The following is a 16,656-nucleotide window of genomic DNA, read 5'->3' on the forward strand; positions in this document are numbered from 1 at the left end:
GTGCAATGCGCCCAACACCCGCAAGTCGAGACCGAGCTGCGCTGCGGCAAGTGCGATACGCCCATCTGCCCGCGCTGCATGGTGCAGACACCGGTGGGCGCCCGCTGCAAGAGCTGCGCCAACCTGCGCCGGCCGGTGATCTACTCCGTCTCGCCGGCGCTGCTGGTGCGCGGCATTGCGGCGGCGGCGGTCGTGGCGGTGGTGGTCGGCGTGCTCTGGGGCTATTTACTTCCGCGCTCGGCGGGCATCTTCGGCATCTTCATCTTCTTGCCCGCGCTGGGCTACGGCTGGCTGGTGGCCGAGGCGATGGGCCGCGTCACCAACCGGCGGCGCGGCGTCTCGCTGCAGGTGGCCGCGGCGGCATCATGCGTGCTGGTCTACCTGATCCACAACCTGGTGGCGTCGCCGCATACGCTGCTGCCGCAGAACGACCTCTACGGATACATCTTCGTCGTGATCGCCGCGGTCGTGTCCGTGAACTACTTGAAGTAGGCGTGGCTGACGGCCCTCAATCCCCCGTCCCCTTTCCCGCAATCTCTGACATCGCGCGGGGCGCGATTTGGGATGAGGGAAAGGGGCGATCCGGCGGAGGAGAAATCGGCCGGCGTTGGGGTAACCGCACCGGCGACGGAACGCTCCAGGCTGGATCGTCTCCTTCTCCCAGGATTGGGAGAAGGAGAGACGAGAGGATGAGGGCCGAATGCCGCGCCTAATGCCGCAGGATGGCGATCACGATCAGCAAGACGATGATGATCGCGGCAGTCACAAAGATGCGCTTCACTTCGCCGATCACGTAGCCGTAATCGGTGTGGCTCAGCCGCTCGCGCGCGGCCTCCGCGCGTGCGGCCGTACGGCCTCGGGGACCGGCCGTCGCTGCCGGTGCGCCGGGGGCCGCTAGAGCTCTGCTGCTGGGCGCGGCCGGCCGATCGAGCGCCGCGGAATCGAGATCGGGCTCGCCCGCCTGCTCCTCGCTGCCGGGCGGCGGCTCGAGCGTGGGCGCGGGTGTGCGGCGGTAGAAGTGCGCCGGCACCGCGGGCTGCTGGCCCTTGCGCAGGCTGGGCGCCTGGTTGCGGCTGCGGCGGGTCTGACGTGGCAAGCTCGAACTCCTCTTTCGGATGCCAGTATAGCGAGGCCGCTCGCCGGCAGTCCAGCCCGCAGCCGGTCCGCTTCCGAATCGTCCTTGAGGCGCATGAGGTCGGATTCGGGGCCAGCACCTTCACGGGCTTGCGCCGCACAGCGATACTACATACTACTAAGGCTACTAAGGCAGGCACACGGGCGATCCGTCGGCGGACGACGACCCCGCTCGCGCTTCGCGCAAGGAACGACCATGACCAGCACCGCCATCGTGCCGATCCGCCGCCGCCTCGACCAGATCGATTCGCGCGCCTGGGAGCACCCGGCCGACCGCGCGGCGCTGGCCGCCCTGCGCGCCATCCCCGCCTTCGACGAGGTGCTGAAGAAGATCATCGGCGCCTTCGGCGAGCGCGGCCTGCGCCTGGCGTTTCAAGCCGACTCGGTGCGCGTCGCGCCGCGCCAGTTTCCGCGCCTGCACCGGCTCTGGCTGCAGGCGCAGGACACGCTCGACTCGCCCGAGGAGGTGCCGCTCTACGTGGCGCAGAGCCCGGCGGTGAACGCGGGCGCCTACGGCGTGGACAAACCCTGGGTGCTGCTGCTCTCCGGATCGCTGCGGCTGCTGCCGGACGAAGAGGTCGAGAACATCATGGGGCACGAGCTGGGCCACGTGCTCAGCGGCCATGCCCTCTACCACACGATGCTGGCGATCCTGATCCGGCTGGCGGCCTCGGGCTTCCCGCTGATCGGCATGGCGGCGAAACCGATCCTCTACGCGCTGCTGGAGTGGTACCGCAAGAGCGAGCTGTCTTCCGACCGCGCCGGCCTGCTCACCGTGCAGCAGCCGGAGGCGGCGATGAGCACGATGATGCGCCTCGCCGGCGGCGGCACGCCGGAGGAGATGAACCTCAACGAGTTCCTGGTGCAGGCGGAAGAGTACCGCCAGGTCGACAACGTGCTCGACCAGGTGCTGAAGGTGCTGAACACGCTGGACATGACGCATCCGTTCCTGGTGATGCGCGCCGCGCTGCTGCGCGAGTGGATCCAGGAGGGCGGCTACGACCGCATCCTGCGCGGCGAATACCTGCGCCGCGGCGACGCCAAACCCTCCTGGCAGGAAGAGCTCGGCGCGGGTGTGCGCCACTACACCGGCGGCGCCCAGGACGCGGCGGAGAAGGCCGGCGATACCATCCGCAAGATGCGCGAGGCCTTCGACCGCGGCTACCGCGGCCCCTCGCAGTAGCGGCCCGAGCAGAATCCGGCCGGGATGCCGCGCCGCGCGCGTCCCGCGCTTGTCGCTGCGCCCGCCGATCGCTGACACTGGGGGCGCGGCCTCCCCTCCTGGCGGCCGCGCGAGGACGGCACCGATGACCTCTCCTGCGGCGACGGGGCGCTCGGCGTTCAGCGGGGCGGACGCGCCCGCCTTCGCCGACCTGGCGCGCTGCGTGCACTGCGGCCTCTGCCTGATGCACTGCCCGACGTTCGTGGCCACCGGCCTCGAAACCGAGTCGCCGCGCGGCCGGCTCTACTTGATGCGCGCCGCGGAAGAGGGCCGCATTCCGCTTTCGGACGGCTTCGTGGGGCACATGGAGCTGTGCCTGCAGTGCCGCAACTGCGAATCGGTCTGCCCCTCTGGCGTGCCCTTCGGCCGCATCATGGAGGCGACGCGCTCGCAGATCTTGACGCAGGGCAAAGGCCCGGCCCGGCCGCGGCTGCTGCGCCGGACGATCACGCGTGCGCTCTTCCTGCATACGTCCGTGCTCTCCGGCGTCGCTGCCTCGCTGCGGCTCTACCAACGCTCCGGCCTGCGCTGGCTGGTGCAGCGCAGCGGCGTCCTGCGCCTGGCGCCGCCGTTGCGCGAGCTTGAGGCGATGATGCCCTCACTCTCGAAGCGGCCGTTCCGCCCGCGCCGGCGGCTCTACCCGGCCGTGGGGCCGCGGCGGCACCGGGTGGCGATGTTCGTCGGCTGCGTGATGCCGCAGATGTACGCCGCCTCGGAACGAGCGACGCTGAACGTGATGCGCCGCAACGGCTGCGACGTGGTGCTGCTGCCCAACGAGCAGTGCTGCGGCGCCCTGCTGGTGCACGGCGGCGACCGCGAGGCAGCGCGCCGGCTGGCGCGGCGCAACATCGACGCGGTGCTCGCGGCGAACGTCGATGCGCTGATCGTCAACGCCGCCGGCTGCGGCTCGATGCTGAAGGAGTATCACGAGCTGCTGGCGCACGACGAGGCGTACCGCGAGAAGGCCGAGCGCTTCAGCGGTATGGTGCGCGATGTCACCGAGTTCCTCGCCGCGCACGGCATCGACGAGAAGCGGCTTGGCCCCGTCAACGCGCGCGTCACGTACCAGGATTCCTGCCACCTGGCGCACGCGCAGCGGGTGAAGGAGTCGCCGCGGCAGCTGATCCGCGCGATTCCGGGCGTGGAGTTCGTGGAGCTTGGCTCGGATCGCTGCTGCGGCAGCGCCGGCATTTACAACGTCGTACGGCGCGAGATGTCGCTGCAGGTGCTCGACAGCAAAATGGAGGAGGTCAGCGAGGCGATGCCGGAGATCATCGTCACCGCCAACCCCGGCTGCATGCTGCAACTGGAGAACGGCGTGCGCCGCGCCGGGCTGAAGGCGCGGGTGCTGCACGTTGTGGATCTGCTGGAAGAATCCTACCGGGCGGGAGCGAAGCAGCCATGAGTGCCATGAGCACAGGGACGATCGGCCTGCACGTGCAGGAACGCGACGCCGCGGCGACGCTGGCGGCGATCGAGCGCTACGAGCAGGTGGGCGTGCCGGCGGCCTGGCTGACGACCGGCGGCATGGGCGCCGACGGACTGACGATCCTCGGTGCGGCCGCGGTGCGCACGCAGCGCATCCTGCTGGGCACCTGCATCATTCCCATCCTGCCGCGCCATCCGATCGTGGTGGTTCAGCAGACGGCGGCGATCGCCTCGCTGGCGCCCGGCCGCTTCCGCCTTGGTCTGGGGCCAAGCCACAAGCCCAGCGTCGAGGGCATGTTCGGCATTCCCTTCGTCAAGCCGCTCGGCCACCTGCGCGAGTACCTGCGCATCGTCAAGGCCGCGCTGAACGAGGGCGGCGCCGACCTCGACGGCGACTTCTACCACGCGCATGGCCGCATGGCGGCGGCGCTGGCGCAGCCGGTGCCGGTGATGGCCTCGGCGCTGCGCGTCAACGCCTTCCGCCTCTGCGGCGAGCTGGCGGACGGCGCCATCACCTGGATCTGCCCGCTGCCCTACGTGCGCGACGTGGCGTTGCCGGCGCTGCGCCAGGGCGCCGCGAGCGCCGGGCGCGAGGCGCCGCCGCTGGTGGCGCATGTGCCGATCTGCGTGAACGAGGACGCCGCCGCCGTGCGCGCCGCCGCCCGCCAGCAGCTCGCCGGCTATCCGCGCCTGCCCTACTACGCCACGATGCTGCGCGACGCCGGCTACGAGGAGGCGCTGCGCGGCGAGTGGAGCGACGCGATGATCGACGAGGTCGTGGCACACGGCGACGAAGCGGCGGTCGGAGCGCGGCTGCGCCAGTTCATCGAGGCGGGCGCGGGCGAAGTGATCGCCACACCGATCCCCGCCGGCGACGACCGGCGCGTCTCGCTGGACCGCGCGGCGGCGCTGCTGGCGAAGCTGGCCGGGTAGGGGCCGAAAGCCGCGGCGAGGCGCATGCGGAGGGTGCCGGTTTGAGCGCTTCACCCCAATGGGGCCGGCGGCCGCTGATCATCTCGCACGCGGCGTGCAAGGGGCACGCGCCCGAAAACACGCTCGCCGGCATCCGCGCCGCGCTCGAGCTGGGCAGCGAGGCGATCGAGATCGACGTGCACTGCACCGCCGACGGCGTGCCCGTACTCTTGCACGACGACGAGGTAGACCGCACGACCGACGGCACGGGCGATGTGCGCACGAAGTCGCTGGCCGAACTGCAACGACTCGATGCGGGCGCGCGCACGTTTGGCGACCGCTTCGCCGGCGAGCGCGTGCCCACGCTGGAAGCGGTGCTGGAGCTGACCCGTGGCCGGGCGCTGCTGATCGCCGAGATCAAGCAGCGCGCGATCGAGCCGGCGGTGGTGCAGCTCGTGCGGCGCATGGGCGTGGCCGACGACGTGATGGTCTGGTCGTTCCAGCCGCAGGTGGTGGGACGCGTGCGCGAGCTGGCGCCGGAGATCCCCTGCGGCCAGCTCTGGTCGGAGCGCGACCCCGACCCGGTGAAGATGTGCGCCGTGGCCCTGGCGCAGAACGCGCAGGCGGTGAGCCCGAATCATACCTTCGTCACCGACGCGCTGCTGCGGCGGGCGCTGCGCCGCGGCCTGCGTGTCTTCACCTGGACGCCGGACGAGCCGGCCGAGATCGCCCGCCTGCGCGACCTCGGCGTGGACGGCATCTGCTCGAACTTCCCCGAGCGCGTGCGCGCCGCCGTGGGCGCGTAGCCGGGCAAACAGCCGTCATCGAGCGACGCCGCCGGCTCTGCCCTCGCGCGAGACGGCGGCCGCCATGCGGGCGTCCATCGCCGCCGCCAGCGTGAGCACGGCGGGGCGCGCCAGGGCGTTGCTGGCGCCGATGATCGTCACCGAGCCGACGAAACGGCCCTGCTGCCACTTGATGAAAGTGTAGGCGAAGGTCTGGCCGCGGCTGTCGCTGTAGGTACCCTCGAAGCTGCGCGCGGCGCCGCCCAGCGCGCCTGCCTGGACCTCCTGCACGCTCACATTCTGCGGAAAGATCTGCTGCGCCTTCACGGCCGCCTCCGCCCCCTCCGGCGTGCCGTAAAGCTCGACGTAGCAGTCGGTGTTGGCGCTCACCGGCGTCGAGCTGCGCGTGCCGGGAAAGCTGGCGTAGGTCACCTGGTAGCCGTCGAGCCGGCCAAGCCGCGCGGCGGTGCCCGGATCGTCGAGCGCGTCGTTGGCGATGCGCTGCTTGCGCAAGGGCTGCTGATTGCCGAACTCCGCCGGCTGGCACACCATCCCTTCCAGCGTGCCGGCCGGCACGGCGGCCGGCGCCCGCGTTGGACTGGGCGAGGGGCTGGGCGACGGCGTCGGGCGCGGGCTGGGCGTCGGCGATGGCGTGGGCGACGGCGTGGGGGTCGGGCTCGGCGTGGGCGACGGCATCGGGCTCGGTGTGGGCCGAGGCGTGGCGCTGGGTGACGCGACGGGCGCGGCGGTTGCCGTGGGCGCCGCACCAGCGGCGGCGCCGCCGGCGACGGTGAGACCGTTCGGCAAGGTGCTGTCCGCGCCGCCGGGGTTGCGCACGGTCACGTTGTAGGCGCCGGCGCTCAGGCCGGCGGGCGCGACGAGGGTGAGCACCGAGCCGTTCACCCATGTTGCGGCGACGGCCTGCCCGCCCACGCTCACGCCGGCGTTGCGGGCGAAGTTGCTGCCCTCGACGATCAGAAAGGCGTCCTGGCCGGGCGCCACCGTCGCCGGCTCGACGCGGCTGACGGTCGGCGGGCCCGCGGACTTCGAGCCGCAGCCCGCGCCCACGGCAAGCAGGCACACGGCGAGCAAGCAGCCGAGCAACCGTGGCAGAGACCGTCGAGCCATGCTCCGATTGTACGGGAGGCAGCCGCATTGACCTGCACGCCGTCGCGCGAAGCGCCTCCCATTGGCCGCGCGGCTCAGCCCTGCTGCGCATCCAGCACGCGGGCCGCGGCCTCGCCCACGATGCGGAAGACCTCGGCCAGCGGCAAGCCGCTGCGCAGGGCCAGCTCGCGGCAGTCGTCGTACTCCGGCGCGGCGCGCGGCGGCTCGCCGGGCAGGCGCTTCACCTTGACGCGGACCTCGCCCAGCCGCGTGGTCACGGTCATTGACTCGCGCGCGGCCTCGTAGCGGCGCACCTCGCGCACGCGCACACCGAGCGTCGAGGTTTCGCGCAGCAGCGTGCGCACGACCTCGGCCTCTGCCTCGGGTGGGCAGAGCGCCTGCAGCATCACGGCGGGGCGGTTCTTCTTCATCTGGATCGGCGTACACCAGGCGTCGACCGCGCCGGCGGCGAACAGTCGCTCCAGCGCCCAGCCGAACAGCTCCGGGCTCATGTCGTCGATGTTCGTTTCCAGCAGCCGCATCTCGCGCTGCGAGTGCGCAGCCGTCGCCTCACCCGCAGCCTCGCCCAGCCAGCAACGCAGCACGTTCGGCCGGCCCGGCGTGTCGCGGCCGCCGGCGCCGTAGCCGACCCGTTCGAGACGCAGCGCCGGGCGCTCGAATCGAGCCAGCGTCGTCAGCAGGGCGGCGCCGGTCGGCGTCACCAGCTCGAAGCGCTCTCCCTCGCGCGGCGCGGCGATCGGCGCGCGGGCGCGGGCCAGCAGCTCCAGCGTGGCGGGTCCGGGCACCGGGATCTCGCCGTGCGCGGTCTTCGCCGTGCCGGCGCCGGCCGGCAGTGGCGAGACGAAGCAGGCCTCCACGCGGAGCAGCCGCAGCGCCAACACGACGCCGAGCACGTCCACGATCGCGTCGACGGCGCCGACCTCGTGAAACTCGATCTGCTCGACGCCGACGCCGTGCACCTTCGCCTCCGCCTCCGCCAGCGCCGTGAACACGGCCGCGCCGCGCTCGACGTCGCTCGGCGGCAGGTGGGAGCCGCGGATCAGGCCAAGAATCGTGCTGAGCGAGCGATGCGGCTGCTCGCGTTCCTCCAGCAGCACGTCTACCTTGGTGGCGGCGATGCCGGCGCGGTCGACACGGCGCGACTCCAGCCGATAGCCGCCGACGGGCAGGCCGGCGAGCGCGGCGACGATGGCATCGAGCGAGGCGCCGGCGTCGACCAGGGCGCCGAGCAGCATATCGCCGCTGGCGCCGGAGGGGCAGTCGAAGTAGGCGACGCGCATGGTCAGGGCCGCCCCGCGCCGTGCGCCTGGCGGTTGATCGTGGCGGCGAGGTAGCCGGCGCCGAAGCCGTTGTCGATGTTGACCACCGCGACGCCGGCGGAGCAACTGTTGAGCATGCCGAGCAGCGCCGCCAAGCCGCCGAAGCTGGCGCCGTAGCCGATCGAGGTCGGCACGGCGATCACCGGCGCGGCAACCAGGCCGCTGACCACGCTGGGCAACGCCCCCTCCATGCCCGCGGCCACGACCAGCGCGTTGGCCGCGCGCAGCGTGTCGAGGTGCGCCAGCAGGCGATGCAGTCCGGCCACGCCCACGTCGTAGATACGCTCGACGGCGCTGCCGCCCAGCTCGGCCGTGATCGCCGCCTCCTCGGCCACGGGCAGATCGGCCGTACCGGCGCAGAGCACGACCACGCCCGGCAGCTTCGCCTGAGCCGCGCAGCGATCGACCACGATCGCCCGCGCCTCGGCGCGATAGCTGGCGTCGGGGACGAGCGGAGCGAGCGCCGCGAACTGCGCCGGCGTGGCCCGCGTGACCAGCAGCCGCGCGGCGTGCTCGGCGATGCGGCTGCCGATCGCGGCCACCTGTTCCGGCGACTTGCCCAGGCCGAGCACGACCTCGGGGAAGCCCTCACGCAGGGCGCGGTGATGGTCGACGTGCGCAAAGCCGATGTCCTCGAAGGGCAACGTCTCCAGCGCCGCCGCCGCCTCGGCCGGCGTCACTGTGCCGCCGCGTACCTCTTCCAGCAGCTTTTCCAGCCGTTCGCGGTTGATGATCGTGACTCCTTGCAAACGACGAAGACGAAGACGCAGGAAGACGGAGCGCCTCAGCGCGGGAACGCCTCGCGCACGCCGCCGTCCACGGCCAGCGTGGCGCCGGTCGTGCGCGAGGAGCGGTCGGAGGCGAAGAACAGCGCCGCCTCGGCCACGTCCCCGGGCGTGACCGAGAGCTGCAACAGGTTGCGCTTGCGGTAAAACTCCTCGACCTCGTCCACGGCGATGCCCTGGGCGCGGGCGCGCTGCTCGCGCACTTCACGCGACCAGAGGTTGGTGCCGCGGAAGACGGCGTCTGGGTGCAGCACGTTCACGCGAATGCCGGCCTCGCCGTTCTCGATCGCCAGCACGCGCGCGAGCTGCGTCTCGGCGGCCTTGGCCGCGCTGTAGGCGCCAAAATCCTTGCCCGGCGCCGGCACGTTCTTGGTCGCCACGAAGACGATGCTGCCGCCCAGCCCCTGCCGCCGCAGCAGCCGCACTGCCGCCCGCGCCACCAGGAAGTGGCCCGTGGAATTGACGGCGAAGCTGCGCTGCCAGTCCGCCAGCGCCAGCTCGTGAACCGCAGCGGGCAGGGCGATGCCGGCGTTGGAGACGAGGATGTCCAGGCCGCCGTAGAGCAGGGCCGTGCGCTCAAACGCCGCCTCGACGGAGGCCTCGTCCGTCACGTCGAGCGGGACGGCGGCGGCCCGACCCTCGCCGCGCGCCGCGCGGATGCCCTGCGCCACACCATCGGCGGCGGCGCGGTCCACGTCCGTGACGACGACGTGCGCGCCGGCCGCGGCCAGCCGCTCGGCGATCGCCTTGCCGATGCCGCCGCCCGCGCCCGTCACCAGCGCCACGCGCCGCGCCAGCTCCTGCTCCGGCGGCAGCAGCGAGAGCTTGTACAGCTCCAGCGGCCAGTACTCCGCCTCGAAGGCGTCGCGCTCGCTGAGCGAGCGGTAGCCGCCGACCGCCTCGGCCGCGGCCATCACCGAGATCGTGTGGTGGTAGATCTCGCCCGCGATCGACGCCCGCCGCGCCTCGGCGCCCGCCGTCCACATGCCGAGGCCGGGCACGAGGACCACGCGCGGATTCGACTCCAGCAGCGGGTAGTTATCCTTGTTGTGCCGACCGACGTAGGCGGCGTATTGCTCGCGGTAGGCCGCCAGCGCCTTCCGCGCACGGCTCGCGAGGTCGTCGAGGTTCGTTGGGTCGGGCGCCGCGACGAACAGCGGCAATCGCTTCGTGTTGAGCAGATGATCGGGCGTGGCCGGGCCGATCTGCGACAGCGCCGCCGCCCCCTCCGAACTCGCGAAGCCGAGCACGTCCTCGGCCGCGTCGTAGCGCAGCACGGCGCGGCGTTCTTCGCCCAGCAGGCCGCGCAGCCGCGGCGCGAAGGCGGCGGCCGCGCGCTCGCGCTCGCGCTCGGACAGCGCCGACTTCACCGCCGCAAAGCTCCTGCGGCCGGCGGCCTTTTCGCGCGCGTAGGCCTCGGCCCGCTCGACCAGGTCGATGTGGATCTCGTAGGCCTCACGCGGCTCGTCCGCCCAGGTGACGAGACCGTGGTTCATCAAGACCACCCCGCGCAGGTCGGGTCGCTTCTCCCGCGCCTCGCCGACCGCGCGCGAGAGCAGGAAGCCGGGGCGGCGGTAGAGCACGATCGCCACGTCGTCGCCCAGCGCCTCGGCCACGACTTCGGCGCCGCGGGCGCTGTTGGTCAGGGCGCAGATCGCGTCGGCGTGGCTGTGGATCACGCAGGCGTCCGGGATGAAGGCGTGCAGCAGCGTCTCGATCGAGGGGCGCGGCGAGGCCGGCTCCATCAGCGTGTGTTCGAGGTAGGCGACCATCTCCTCGTCGGACATGCCCTCACGGTGGAAGAGCGGCAGCACGTCGTCCATGCGCACGCCGGGGAAGTGCTTGCCTGCGATGGCTTTAAGGTCGGAGCCGCTGCCCTTCACGCGCAGCACCGGCACGACGCGGCCGCGGAAGTCGGCCTCTTCGACCTTGAGCGAGGTATTGCCGCCGCCCCAGAGCACCAGCGCCGGGTCGGCGCCGACCAGCCTCGAGGCGTAGAGCATCCGCTCAAACGGCGTCTTGCCCTCGGCCTCGGCGGCGGACCAGCGGTTTTGCATCGTGCGCGCTCCTCGCTCATGCGTACGCGTCCGGGCACGGCTGCCGCAGACAGCGTACAGGAGAAGGGCGGCGAGAGGGCAGAGCCGTACAGCGGCACGGTTGCCCGCGGGCGGCACACTGCGGGAAGATGGCGGCGGCCCTTGCCGGCCCCGAAAGACGCCCGTGCTGATCGACCTGCACTGCCACACGCGGCCGCTCTCGGCCTGCAGCTCCTTGCAGCCGGTTGAGCTGGCACGGCTGGCCCGAGCCGCCGATCTGGACGCGGTCTGCCTCACCGAACACGACCGGCTGCGCCCGTTCGAAGAACTGCAAGCGCTGAGCAAGGAGCACGGCGTGCTGCTGCTGCGCGGCATGGAGGTCACGACCGAGCTGGGTCATGTTCTGGTCTTCGGGCTGGACAGTCTGCCGCCCGACTGCTTTCTCGCCGCCTCGCTGCGCCGGCACGTGGACGAGGCCGGCGGGCTGATGCTGCTGGCGCATCCGGCGCGGCCCGGCCAGCCAGCGGTCGATCAGCGCACCGCCGCAACGTTGTTCGATGCGGTCGAAGGCATCAACGGCAGCGACAGCGCGGCGCAGAACGCGGCGGCGACGCGACTCGGCGCGTCGCTGGTCCTGCCGCCGACCGGCGGCAGCGACTGCCACAGCCCGCGCGAGGTCGGCACGGCGGCGACGCAGCTCGAACGCCCGGTCACGAGCGAGTCGGGGCTTGTCGAAGAACTGCGCCGCGGCCGGCACCGGGCGATCGATCTGCGCCGGTTCAGCGGGAAATAATCGAGGGATGATGGACGTGCACGGCGCTCGGCCCTCGGCCCTCACCTCATTTCACATACCCCTCGCCCAATCCTGGGCGAGGGGCGATCGGGCGCAGCACGACTCGGACGGCGTCGGGCTAACCGCAGGAGAACCGGAACGCTTCAGGCTGGATCGTCTCCTTCCCTCATCCCAGATCGCGCTTCGCGCGATGTTGCAAATTGGGGGAAGGAGACAGGAGAGGATGAGGGCCGAAATGGAAGCGAACGTCAACGGCACACGCATCTACTACGAGATCCAGGGCGCCGGCTCGCCGCTGGCGCTGATTCACGGCATCGGCGGCAGCGCCATGGACTGGGGCGAGGCCCTGCCGCGGCTGGCGGCGCATTGCCGCGTGCTCGCGCTGGACGTACGCGGCTTCGGGCACTCGGCCAAGCCGTCGGGACCGTACTCGCCGGCGCAGTGGGCCGCCGACGTGGCCGGCGTGCTTGATGCAGCCGGCATGCGCGACGTGATCGTGCTCGGCCACTCGATGGGCGGCGTGATCGCGCAGCGGCTGGTGCTGGACTTTCCGCAGAAGGTCCGCGCGGCGATCTTCGCCAGCACGTCGAGCGAGGTGAAGGAGGCCGCGGCGCAGTTCTGGGAAGGCCAAGCCGACGAGATCGAGCGCGAGGGCATCGCGCCGATGATCGCCCGACGCCAGGCGGCCTACACGGACGCGTTCAAGGCCGCGCACCCCGAGGCGCTGGCCGCGGACGAGCGCCGTGTGCAGCTGAACGAGCCGCACGCCTACGCCGCCGCGGCGCGGGCGGTGGCGCGCTACAACTTCACCGACGAGCTGCGCGGCCTGCACATGCCGGTGCTGATCCTGCAAGGGCTGGACGACAAGCAGACGCCGCCCGGCGGCTCCGTGATCATGTCGCGGGCGATCCCCGGCGCGCGGCTGGTGATGATCGAGCACTGCGGCCACAACATCCACAGCGACCAGCCCGACCGCTTCGTCAACGAGGTGCTGGGTTTCGTCGCTGAAGTCACGGGCGCGGCGCAGCCGGCGGGCGATTGAGGCGAGGCGATGGCGATCGAAGAGCAGGTGATCCAGCGCTGCACCGAGCGCGGCGTGACCCTTTCCACGGCCGAGGCCTGCACCGGCGGTCTGATCGGCGCGCTGCTGGTGAGCGTGCCGGGCAGCTCCAAGGTCTTTGTCGGCGGCATCACCGCCTACCACAACGGGCCGAAGCGCTCTTTGCTTGGCCTGACGGAGGAGACAGCGAGAAGCGTGGGCAGCGTCTCGGAGCCGGGCGTGCACGAGCTGGCGGAGGGCGCCCGCAAGGCGTTCGGCACCACGATCGCCGTGGCCGAAAGTGGCATCGCCGGGCCGACGGGCGGCAGCGCGGAGAAGCCGGCGGGCACGGTCTACATTGGCATCGCCACGCCGGAGGGCACCCGCATCGAACGCTTCCTCTTCCCTGGCTCGCGCCGCGCCTACATGCTCAGCGTCGCCGAAACCGCCCTGCGCTTCGTGATCGAGTGGCTGGATGCGACGCAGGGGCAGGCGTAAAGTGCGGCACACCGAGCACATCACATCTACGACTCGGCTTCAGGCGAACGTGACCAACACGCCGGGGGCGAGTCCTGCAGCCGCCGTGCGCTGAGTTCGCCAACTGCCAGCGCACGCGGCTCCCCGCGATTGGCGCTGCGCGAAGGCCGCGACCGTCGGTCGGCTTATTCCTTCTCGTATGCTGACCGCATTCGCACCGCCTTTCCGCAAGAACATTGCCAGATCCCGCCGCTCGACGGCGCAGGTACTCCACGTTTATTCGGCTGAGTGGGCCACGCGCGCCATACTGCGCCGGGGCTGAAGCTGCCCCGGGTCGGGCCGCGGACCACCGGCCTCCCTGCCGCCGCGGCAGGGACGAAAGGAGCCGCCGCCGTGTCGATCGAGGAGAACAAGGCCCTGGTTCATCACTTCCTGAGTGAGGGCGTGAACGCCCATGACCTCGGCGCGATCGGCTCGCTGCTGGCGCCCGAGTTCGTCGCGCACGTCGCCGGCGTGCCCCGCCCGCTGGATCGCGAGAGCTACATGGGGTTTCTCGCCGCCGCGATCGCCGCCTTCCCGGACTTGGAAGAGCAGGTTGAGGAGATGGTGGCCGATGGCGACAAGGTCGCCGTGCGCGGCACGTCTCGCGGCACCCACCGCAACGAGTTTCAGGGCATGGCGCCGACGGGGAACCGCATCGAAGTCGGCTGGACCGACATCTTCCGCGTTTCCATGGGCAAGATCGTGGGGAATCACGCGCGGCTCGACTACTACAGCCTGCAGACCCAGCTTGCCGCCAAGTCCGCGCCTACCGCCGCGCCCTCGACGACCTAAGCGGCGCTCAGCCGCCGCAGCCGGTGTCTGATCACTCCAGATAGGTAAGGAAGCCCGATGACACTGTTCGATTGCGTGATCCGCGGCGGGCGCGTGGTGGACGGCTCCAGCCCAGCGTTCGAACTCGCCGCGCGGGCACTGTGAGCAGGTTCACCGCGCGCCGGGAACCAACTTCACGGCGGCGATGCATCCGGGGCGCGTACGGTGGTGTCACCGGAATGGCGGGGGAACGCCACCCGGATGACAACGCTAACGACAAGGAGGCGCGCCCGATGCTGATTCATCCAAGCTGGGTCATGCTCAATCCGCAGCCGCTGCCGCCCGGGGCATGGGTCATGCTCAACCCGCAGCCGCTGCCGCCACGGGTGTACAGCCCGCTCGCCGAGCGCGGCATTATCATCGTCGGCGGCTAAGCCAGCGGCCGATCGCACGATCGCGCAGCCGGTCTTTGCCAGCCGTCGCGCCGAAGCCGCCCACCTCATTGAGCTGAGGTGGGCGGCTTCGGCGCGCTTCCCGATACACGGCGAATCGTCACGATGCCCGCCGCGGCGCGCCGTCAACCGTTGACGCGCGCGCGGTGGCCACGTACGCTGGCGAACGATCGCTGCGTTCCGAGGTGACGACGATGCTGTTCCGCCCGCTCCTGCCGTCCGCATCGGCGGGCTGACGGCCGGCGCTGCCGGCTCCGCCACCCTCCGATGACCGCGGACGGCTCCCGTCCGCGGTTTTGTGATGCCCGCGGGGGTGGCGCGTGCGAGCGATTCGGATTCCGCGGCTCTTCCACAATCGCGACTATCTGCTGCTCTGGGCCGGTCAGACCGTCTCGGCCACCGGCACGAGCGTCAGCGATCTCGCCTTCCCGCTGCTGGTGCTCGCGCTGACACACTCGGCTGCCGCGGCAGGAGCGGTCGCGGCGCTGCGGGCGCTGCCGGCGCTGCTGTTCATGCTGCCCGGCGGCGCGCTGGTTGACCGCTGGGACCGGCGGCGCACCATGCTCTTTTGTGACGCCGGCCGCGCGCTGAGCCTTGCAGCGATTGTGCTCGCGTTCGCACTCGGGCGGCTCACGCTCGCGCTGGTCTGCCTCGTCGCCTTCGTGGAGGGATCGCTCGGCGTCGTCTTCGGACTGGCGGAGACCGCCTGCCTGCCTCACGTCGTGCCGGCCGAGCAGTTGGCCGCCGCGGTCGCGCAGAGCGAGGTCACGGAGGGCGCGGTGGCGCTGGTCGGGCCGTCGCTGGGCGGACTATTGTTCGCCGCGGGCCGGGCGCTGCCGTTTCTCTGCGACGCTGCTTCGTACGCCGCCTCACTGGCCGGGCTGCTCGCCATGCGCGTGCGGCTTCAGGGCGAGCGCACTGCGGTGCACGAACCGCTGCACCGCGAGGTGCGGGAGGCCGTCGTCTGGCTGTGGCGGCAGCCGCTGCTGCGCGGTATGACCATGCTCAACCTTGGTGGCGCGCTCGCCTCGCCGGCAATGCCGCTGATCGTGATCGTGCTCGCCCAACGTCAGCACGCCGGCGCCGGGGCGATCGGCCTGATCTTCGCCGCGGAGGGCGCGGGAATGATCCTCGGTGCGCTGCTGGGGATCTGGAGTGAGCGACGCCTGCGCGTCGGACAGGCTGTGCTGCTCTGCCGCGGCGCCGGGCTGCTGCTCTGGCTGCTGCTCGCCGTGGCGCCGAACGCGTTCGCGCTTGGCGTGATCGCCTTCGCCTTCGGCCTGATCGACCCAATCGAGGATGTGCCGTATTTCAGCGAGCGGCACCGGCTGATCCCCGACGAGATCGAGGGCCGCGTGCTCGCCGTCTGCCGGCTGGCGCCATCGCTCACCCGCCCGCCTGGGCTGCTGCTGGTCGGCGTGCTGCTGCAACGGCTCGGCGCCGTGAGCACCGTGCTGATCGCGGCGGCCTGGCTGGCGGCGCTGCTTGCGGTCGTCGGCCTGTCGCCCGCGCTGCGCCAGGCGCCGAATCCGGCTGCAGTGCGCGACGCGGTTTAGGCAGTCCGCACGTCTGCCGCTCGCAGAGCCGGCGCTGGGCGCGGCTACGCCTCGAGGCTCTCCAGCCGCTGGGCCAGCGCCACGTCCTTGTCGCTGATGCCGCCTTCGTCATGCGTGGTCAGCGCGATCGTCACCTTGTTGTAGCGGATGTCGATGTCGGGGTGGTGGTTCGCCGCCTCGGCCGCGTCGGCCACGCGGTTGACGAAGGCGACGGCGCGCACAAAGTTCTCGAACGGATAGGTCTTGCGGATCTCGTCGCCGGCCCGCTGCCAGCCGCCCAGGCCCTGCAGCGCCTTGGTTACGTCCTGCTCGCTCAGCCGCGCCATCATGAGCCCCCTTGCCGAAGTCTCGGCGGAATCGTTGTTATCCTGTCACAGAATCTGCTAGACTTGATGCGCACACACGTTCGCATGGCGGGTATACTGAGCGAAGACTCGGTATGCGTCCTCCGCCCACGGCGCCCCGACCTATCGCCGGTCTCGCGGTCGCCACGGCCCGGAACGGCAGAGTTAAGGAGCCGCCTCGTGCCCCTCGACGCGATCATCGTCAAAGGCGCCCGCGAGCACAACCTCAAGAACATCGACGTCACCATCCCGCGCGACAAGCTGGTCGTCATCACCGGCCTCTCGGGCTCGGGCAAGAGCACGCTCGCCTTCGACACGATCTACGCCGAGGGCCAGCGGCGGTACGTCGAGTCCCTGAGTGCTTACGCCCGGCAGTTCCTCGGCCAGATGGAGAAGCCGGACGTCGATCACATCGAGGGGCTCTCGCCGGCCG

18 protein-coding genes are annotated in these 16,656 nt (G+C 71.4%); 12 read left to right on the forward strand and 6 right to left on the reverse strand.

All coding sequences use genetic code 11. From position 1 onward, the window contains the following. Entirely contained in the window at window positions 1-492 is a 492-nt protein-coding gene (locus VKV26_20650) for a B-box zinc finger protein (protein ID HLZ72320.1), read from the forward strand. Between the two features lie 217 nt (window positions 493-709). Here VKV26_20650 and VKV26_20655 read toward each other — a convergent pair whose 3' ends face one another. Then, the gene (locus tag VKV26_20655) at window positions 710-1,096 is read right to left on the reverse strand and encodes a hypothetical protein (GenBank protein ID HLZ72321.1); all 387 of its coding nucleotides are present in this window, start codon (window positions 1,094-1,096) and stop codon (window positions 710-712) included. Window positions 1,097-1,330: 234 nt separating this feature from the next. Here VKV26_20655 and VKV26_20660 point away from each other — a divergent pair, with 234 nt between their 5' ends. The 4 genes from VKV26_20660 to VKV26_20675 all read left to right on the forward strand — a co-directional run bounded on the left by VKV26_20660 (window position 1,331) and on the right by VKV26_20675 (window position 5,502). Further along, the gene (locus VKV26_20660) at window positions 1,331-2,317 is read left to right on the forward strand and encodes a M48 family metallopeptidase (protein ID HLZ72322.1); all 987 of its coding nucleotides are present in this window, start codon (window positions 1,331-1,333) and stop codon (window positions 2,315-2,317) included. Window positions 2,318-2,441: 124 nt separating this feature from the next. Beyond that, entirely contained in the window at window positions 2,442-3,761 is a 1,320-nt protein-coding gene (locus tag VKV26_20665; protein ID HLZ72323.1) for a (Fe-S)-binding protein, read from the forward strand. Further along, the gene (locus VKV26_20670; GenBank protein HLZ72324.1) at window positions 3,758-4,717 is read left to right on the forward strand and encodes an LLM class flavin-dependent oxidoreductase; all 960 of its coding nucleotides are present in this window, start codon (window positions 3,758-3,760) and stop codon (window positions 4,715-4,717) included. Before VKV26_20665 ends, VKV26_20670 begins: the two co-directional genes overlap by 4 nt. Before the next feature lie 41 nt (window positions 4,718-4,758). Then, window positions 4,759-5,502: a glycerophosphodiester phosphodiesterase family protein gene (locus VKV26_20675; protein HLZ72325.1), complete on the forward strand. Its 744-nt coding sequence runs from the start codon at window positions 4,759-4,761 to the stop codon at window positions 5,500-5,502. Window positions 5,503-5,517: 15 nt separating this feature from the next. Here VKV26_20675 and VKV26_20680 read toward each other — a convergent pair whose 3' ends face one another. The 4 genes from VKV26_20680 to rhaD all read right to left on the reverse strand — a co-directional run bounded on the left by VKV26_20680 (window position 5,518) and on the right by rhaD (window position 11,046). Beyond that, window positions 5,518-6,609, reverse strand: coding sequence for an IPT/TIG domain-containing protein (locus VKV26_20680; GenBank protein HLZ72326.1), 1,092 nt, complete (start codon window positions 6,607-6,609; stop codon window positions 5,518-5,520). Window positions 6,610-6,683: 74 nt separating this feature from the next. After that, the gene (gene larC / locus VKV26_20685; GenBank protein ID HLZ72327.1) at window positions 6,684-7,889 is read right to left on the reverse strand and encodes a nickel pincer cofactor biosynthesis protein LarC; all 1,206 of its coding nucleotides are present in this window, start codon (window positions 7,887-7,889) and stop codon (window positions 6,684-6,686) included. Window positions 7,890-7,891: 2 nt separating this feature from the next. Next, window positions 7,892-8,659, reverse strand: a complete 768-nt coding sequence (larB, locus tag VKV26_20690; GenBank protein HLZ72328.1) for a nickel pincer cofactor biosynthesis protein LarB — start codon at window positions 8,657-8,659, stop codon at window positions 7,892-7,894. Between the two features lie 53 nt (window positions 8,660-8,712). Continuing rightward, window positions 8,713-11,046 carry a bifunctional rhamnulose-1-phosphate aldolase/short-chain dehydrogenase gene (gene rhaD / locus VKV26_20695; protein ID HLZ72329.1) on the reverse strand — a complete coding sequence of 778 codons (2,334 nt, stop codon included), beginning with the start codon at window positions 11,044-11,046 and terminating at the stop codon, window positions 8,713-8,715. Between rhaD and VKV26_20700 the strand changes: the two genes are divergently transcribed. The 6 genes from VKV26_20700 to VKV26_20725 all read left to right on the forward strand — a co-directional run bounded on the left by VKV26_20700 (window position 10,934) and on the right by VKV26_20725 (window position 15,879). Then, window positions 10,934-11,542, forward strand: coding sequence for a CehA/McbA family metallohydrolase (locus VKV26_20700; protein ID HLZ72330.1), 609 nt, complete (start codon window positions 10,934-10,936; stop codon window positions 11,540-11,542). The two genes, rhaD and VKV26_20700, sit on opposite strands and share 113 nt — an antisense overlap. A 223-nt stretch (window positions 11,543-11,765) precedes the next feature. After that, a complete protein-coding gene (locus VKV26_20705) occupies window positions 11,766-12,584 on the forward strand; it encodes an alpha/beta fold hydrolase (protein HLZ72331.1) in 819 nt (272 codons plus the stop codon). Window positions 12,585-12,593: 9 nt separating this feature from the next. Continuing rightward, on the forward strand, window positions 12,594-13,079 hold the full coding sequence (locus VKV26_20710) for a CinA family protein (protein ID HLZ72332.1): 486 nt from the start codon (window positions 12,594-12,596) through the stop codon (window positions 13,077-13,079). A 372-nt stretch (window positions 13,080-13,451) separates the two neighbouring features. Then, the gene (locus VKV26_20715) at window positions 13,452-13,892 is read left to right on the forward strand and encodes an ester cyclase (GenBank protein HLZ72333.1); all 441 of its coding nucleotides are present in this window, start codon (window positions 13,452-13,454) and stop codon (window positions 13,890-13,892) included. A 272-nt stretch (window positions 13,893-14,164) separates the two neighbouring features. Then, on the forward strand, window positions 14,165-14,305 hold the full coding sequence (locus tag VKV26_20720; GenBank protein ID HLZ72334.1) for a hypothetical protein: 141 nt from the start codon (window positions 14,165-14,167) through the stop codon (window positions 14,303-14,305). Between the two features lie 338 nt (window positions 14,306-14,643). Further along, window positions 14,644-15,879, forward strand: a complete 1,236-nt coding sequence (locus VKV26_20725; protein ID HLZ72335.1) for an MFS transporter — start codon at window positions 14,644-14,646, stop codon at window positions 15,877-15,879. Between the two features lie 44 nt (window positions 15,880-15,923). Here VKV26_20725 and VKV26_20730 read toward each other — a convergent pair whose 3' ends face one another. Further along, a complete protein-coding gene (locus tag VKV26_20730) occupies window positions 15,924-16,205 on the reverse strand; it encodes a 4a-hydroxytetrahydrobiopterin dehydratase (GenBank protein ID HLZ72336.1) in 282 nt (93 codons plus the stop codon). Window positions 16,206-16,403: 198 nt separating this feature from the next. On the opposite strand from VKV26_20730, the gene VKV26_20735 reads away from it, so the two are divergent. Continuing rightward, a partial coding sequence (locus tag VKV26_20735) for an ATP-binding cassette domain-containing protein (GenBank protein ID HLZ72337.1) occupies window positions 16,404-16,656 on the forward strand: 253 nt, incomplete at its 3' end.

It is taken from the genome of Dehalococcoidia bacterium, from assembly GCA_035310145.1.
Taxonomy (GTDB): Bacteria; Chloroflexota; Dehalococcoidia; order CAUJGQ01; family CAUJGQ01; genus CALFMN01.

What these genes read in the sequence shown, in the direction of transcription:
- VKV26_20660 (HLZ72322.1), top strand. Translation starts at nt 1,331, where the DNA reads ATGACCAGCACCGCCATCGTGCCGATCCGCCGCCGCCTCGACCAGATC.
- VKV26_20665 (HLZ72323.1), top strand. Translation starts at nt 2,442, where the DNA reads ATGACCTCTCCTGCGGCGACGGGGCGCTCGGCGTTCAGCGGGGCGGAC.
- VKV26_20670 (HLZ72324.1), top strand. Translation starts at nt 3,758, where the DNA reads ATGAGTGCCATGAGCACAGGGACGATCGGCCTGCACGTGCAGGAACGC.
- VKV26_20680 (HLZ72326.1), bottom strand. Translation starts at nt 6,609, where the DNA reads ATGGCTCGACGGTCTCTGCCACGGTTGCTCGGCTGCTTGCTCGCCGTG.
- larC (HLZ72327.1), bottom strand. Translation starts at nt 7,889, where the DNA reads ATGCGCGTCGCCTACTTCGACTGCCCCTCCGGCGCCAGCGGCGATATG.
- VKV26_20705 (HLZ72331.1), top strand. Translation starts at nt 11,766, where the DNA reads ATGAGGGCCGAAATGGAAGCGAACGTCAACGGCACACGCATCTACTAC.
- VKV26_20710 (HLZ72332.1), top strand. Translation starts at nt 12,594, where the DNA reads ATGGCGATCGAAGAGCAGGTGATCCAGCGCTGCACCGAGCGCGGCGTG.
- VKV26_20720 (HLZ72334.1), top strand. Translation starts at nt 14,165, where the DNA reads ATGCTGATTCATCCAAGCTGGGTCATGCTCAATCCGCAGCCGCTGCCG.
- VKV26_20730 (HLZ72336.1), bottom strand. Translation starts at nt 16,205, where the DNA reads ATGGCGCGGCTGAGCGAGCAGGACGTAACCAAGGCGCTGCAGGGCCTG.